Source organism: Rhodoluna sp. (assembly GCF_044232805.1).
GTDB lineage: Bacteria > Actinomycetota > Actinomycetes > Actinomycetales > Microbacteriaceae > Rhodoluna.
In genome coordinates this window covers 1-4,304 of record NZ_JBIILG010000058.1, presented here as the reverse complement: position 1 = coordinate 4,304, position 4,304 = coordinate 1, and the positions used below count along the sequence as shown (strand labels likewise).

Genomic DNA, 4,304 nt, shown 5'->3' with positions numbered 1-4,304 from the left:
TAAGCCAGGGCTGGTCTGATACTTCCGCAGGAGCAACATCCCACCAAAGTCCAGCCCCGGGCAGGCTAACGTGAGGGATCGTTGGAACAACAATTACTACGGGCCCAGAAGCAGTTCTGGTTTCGTCCAAAACTTTTCTGAACTCATCGGCTGTAACAGGTCGATAGGTCTTGGCACCCATACCCTTTGCCATCGAGACGATATCAATTTCTAGGTAGTTGCCCTCAAGACGAGGTGAGTTCTTAGTGCCGGCAGACTCAGTCAAAATGGGTCCTTCTTCGCGGTAACGGAACTCATTTCCAAAGTGGTGGCCCACCCGCCACATCTGCAAGCGTCTAATTACCTGATAACCCCGGTTTTCAGAAACCACGATTGTGAGATCGAGATTCTCTTGCGCTGCCGAAACAATTTCTGTTGGAGCCATCACGAAAGTTCCATCGCCAACAAGAGAAACCACTCGGTTCTTCTTGTCTGGATTGGCTAGTCGAACTCCTATAGCGGCAGGAATCTCATACCCCATGCAGCTAAAGCCAAATTCCAAGTGAGCAAAGCGTCCCTCGGTAGCGTCCCAAACCTTTTGAATATCTCCTGGGGGTCCACCAGCTGCTGCTATCAAAATGTCACCATTTTGTGCTTTTTCTTGCAAGACGCCAATTAGCTGACCCTGAGTCAAAACTGCATCAGTATTGGTTCGAACGTCCAGGTCAGACTTATCAAAGAGCTTGTCAGGATCAATTGACTCAGCTCTCAAGGTATTCCAGCCAGACATTTGAGTTGTTATCTCATCGCGCCATGCGGGATCAATCTGGAATCCCTTCAGCTCGGTTGCCAGAGCCTCTAGGGAGAGCTTTGCGTCCGCTACTACTGCTGTGGCGCCTTGCTTGATTGCGTCACCCTCAGTGACGTTTATTGAAACAAAGCGCACCTTTGGGTTTTGGAAAATTGACTGAGACGCCGTAGCAAAGTCAGTCAATCTGGTACCGATATGAATGATCAAATCTGCCTGCATCACTAACTTGTTGGTCGCAGGTGTTCCTTCGAGTCCAATGCCCCCGAGGTGCCAAGATCCAGGTTTTTGAATGGATCCTTTTCCACCAAAGGTTTCAGAAACAGGAATGCCGGTTTGATTGGCTAGGGCTTCTAGTGCCTTTGTCGCTCCGGAGTAAATAACCCCACCTCCGGATATAACCAATGGTTTCTTAGAGCCCGTAATCGCTTTGGCTATTGATTGGATATCTGTTGGGTCTGGCAACGGCCTTCGAATCTTCCACTCTTTTGGTTCAAAGAATGATCGCGGGAAATCAAAAGAGTGCGACTGAATATCTTGTGGCAGGGCAATAACTACTGCTCCAGTTTCTGCTGGATTCGCCAAAACTCTAAAAGCTTGAGGAAGTGAATACAGTAATTGCTCGGGCCTTGTGATGCGGTCGAAGAATTTAGATACCGGGCGGAATGCATCATTGACGGAAACATCCGGTTGTGAGAAGTCTTCGAGCTGCTGAAGTACCGGGCCCTGACGCCTAGTTGCATAAACATCACCAGGCAGAAGTAGCAGTGGGATCCGGTTTACCGTTGCAAGCGCGGCCGCGGTTACCAAGTTAGTGGAGCCTGGTCCAACCGATGAGGTAACAGCGATGGTTTGGGTGCGAAGTCTTTGCTTTGAGAAAGCGATTGCGGCATGGCCTAGAGCTTGCTCGTTTCTTCCCTGCATAAATGGAAGGTGATCATGGTATTCATCGAGGGCTTGGCCTAGTCCAGCGACGTTGCCGTGGCCAAATATTCCAAAAGCCGCGGGCACAAATCGCTGCCTACCCAAATCAGAAACCGAGTACTGGTTAGAAATGTACAAAACTACTGCTTGCGCAACAGTCAGGGTAATTGTCTCTCCATAGTTTGGCTTAGTCATTTTGTCTCTCCGTTTCTACCAGGCGCGACCGTGCATGATTATTGTTTTAGATTCTGTCATCTCCGAAACCGTGGTTCTAATTCCTTCTTTGCCTATGCCGCTGGATTTGAGTCCACCGTAGGGCATTAGATCAGCCCGCCATAGTGGGGTCCAGTTAATGTGAATGATTCCCGCATCAATTTCACGCATGGATTCAATTGCTTTATCCATGTTCTTGGTGAAAACTCCAGCGCCGAGACCATACACAGTGCTGTTTGCCAGGGCGATTGCCTCCCTGTCGTCCTTGGCATTGGAAATCACGACCGCTGGGCCAAATAGCTCTTGCTGGGCAATTGACGAATCTGGATCAACGTCAGTGAGAATTGTGGGTTGGACGTATGAGCCTTCTCGCTCGCCACCCAAGAGAAGGTTTGCCCCTTGGCTAGTTGATTCCTTGATGCTTGCAGCCACTCGCTTCGCCTCGGACTCCGAAATCATCGAGCCGATATTGTTACTCTCGTCCAGAGGATTTCCATACTTTAGGGCTGCAACTTTAGGTCTGAGCGCATCCAAAAAGTCTGCCCTGATGGATTTTTCAACAATTACTCTTTGTACCGAGATGCAAACCTGACCGGCGTTCACATAGCCCCCGATGGAAACCGCATGAGCCGCAAACTCTATGTCCGCGTCACTCAAGACCACAACCGGTGAGCTGGCACCAAGTTCGAGCGAGAGCTTCTTGACTCCTGCAATTCTGGTGATGGACTCTCCCACCTTGGTCGAACCCGTGAACGATATCTTTCTTACCTTCGGGTTCGTGACTAGGGCCTCACCTAAATCGGCACCTGGACCGGTTATAACGCTTAGAACACCTTCAGGTAAGCCAGCATCGATGAAGCACTGGGCCAACGCAATTGCAGTCAGTGGTGTGGTTCTTGCAGGCTTCAAGATAACCGCGTTGCCAACAGCTAGTGCTGGCCCGATTTTGTGCATAACTAAAAGTGCTGGGTAATTAAATGGCGTGATTGCAACAACGACGCCAACTGGTTGAGGCAGAGTAAAGCCAAGTTTTTCTTGGCCAGTTCCCTTGTTGGCATCCAACGGTAATCCTTCGCCGTAAAGCTGGGACCCTTCAAAAGCTGAAAGTCTCATTATTTCGCCGCTACGCGCAGCTTCGGATCTGGCTTCAAGAATGCTCTTGCCGTTCTCCTGGGAAATAATCTGGGCCATTTGCTCCTGGCGCTCATCGGCCAACGCGGCGGCTGCCATCATGATTTCATATCTCTTATGGGCAGGAGTCCTGCGCCAGGTCACGGCGGCTAATTCCGCCTGGTCGACAGCTCGTTCGACGTCCTGAACTGTCGCTGTCTCAACCTCAGCTATGACCTCACCGCTGTAGGGGGTAACGACTGGCTCAAATGATTTGTTCTTCGAACCTTGGCCCGCAATTAGCAGGTTAAACTTCTGCAAAGCTGACCTCCTTGTCGCTATTGCCTCCAGCTTAGTCTTTGTCAGAACAAAGAATCTAGGGCACTAATTCTTGGTCGGTAAACCAGCTTCGTATTCAATCCGCAAGGACTCAAGCAAGCTTCGAAGACTTTTTTCACCAATTCCGAGAATCTTTTTAGTCTCAACATTAGACAGTGAGGTATCCACCGGCACCGGAGCGGGAAACAGTTCAGACTCGGGTGGGTTTGTTTCTTGCAACAAAGATGCATCTAGATTAAAGACCTCACAAACTAACTTTGCAAGCTCCATTCTGGTAACAGCATCGTCACCAACTAAATGAAAAGTTCCGGTTGCATTTCGTATGGCAACTTTCTCGACTTGCGCACCAATCTCAGCAGCAAGAGATGGGGTTGCAATTTTGTTTACTTGATCGCCACCCCAAACGGCGAAAGTATCTCCTTTGCTCAAAGAGTTCACAAGTGAGGTAACAAAGTATCCAAAACCAACGTCTTGACTCCTTGGGCCATCTAACTTGGTTTGATGAAAACCCATGACTCCCCCGATGCGGCACACTGCACCGTTTTCTGGAGCTAAGTCGCGCACCACCTGCTCGCCCATAGCCTTAAGAAATCCGTAAAAGTTCACCGGGTTACCTTTGTTGGATTCCAAAGAAAGATGCGTGGTGCCATCCATAACCCAGTCGGTTGAGATGTAAATAGGTTTTGATCCTGCCTTGTTGGCAGCCTTGACAACCCGAGAGGTCATCCCAACAAAGCTGTCGTAAGCGAAGTCTCGATCTTGCAGCAACCTGTTGAAATCATTAGCTATAGCGCAGTGAACGACGGCTTCTGTGCCTTCTAGAGCCGAACTGATTGAGTCTTCGCTGGTGAAATCAACCAGTTTGGTTTCCCAGGGCAACTTGGCTTCTGATCGAACTAGGCCAATTACTTCGTGACCAGAGCTTTGCAAA

Annotated in this window: 3 protein-coding genes; all 3 read right to left on the bottom strand. The window is 49.5% G+C overall.

Annotated elements, in window-relative coordinates; translation table 11 throughout:
• A partial coding sequence (gene iolD, locus AC9UES_RS06325; RefSeq protein WP_509527755.1) for a 3D-(3,5/4)-trihydroxycyclohexane-1,2-dione acylhydrolase (decyclizing) occupies positions 1 to 1,906 on the bottom strand: 1,906 nt, incomplete at its 3' end.
• A 15-nt stretch (positions 1,907 to 1,921) separates the two neighbouring features.
• Positions 1,922 to 3,355: an aldehyde dehydrogenase family protein gene (locus tag AC9UES_RS06320; RefSeq protein ID WP_509527752.1), complete on the bottom strand. Its 1,434-nt coding sequence runs from the start codon at positions 3,353 to 3,355 to the stop codon at positions 1,922 to 1,924.
• Positions 3,356 to 3,418: 63 nt separating this feature from the next.
• On the bottom strand, positions 3,419 to 4,304 hold an 886-nt coding region (locus AC9UES_RS06315), incomplete at its 5' end, for an SDR family oxidoreductase (protein WP_509527749.1).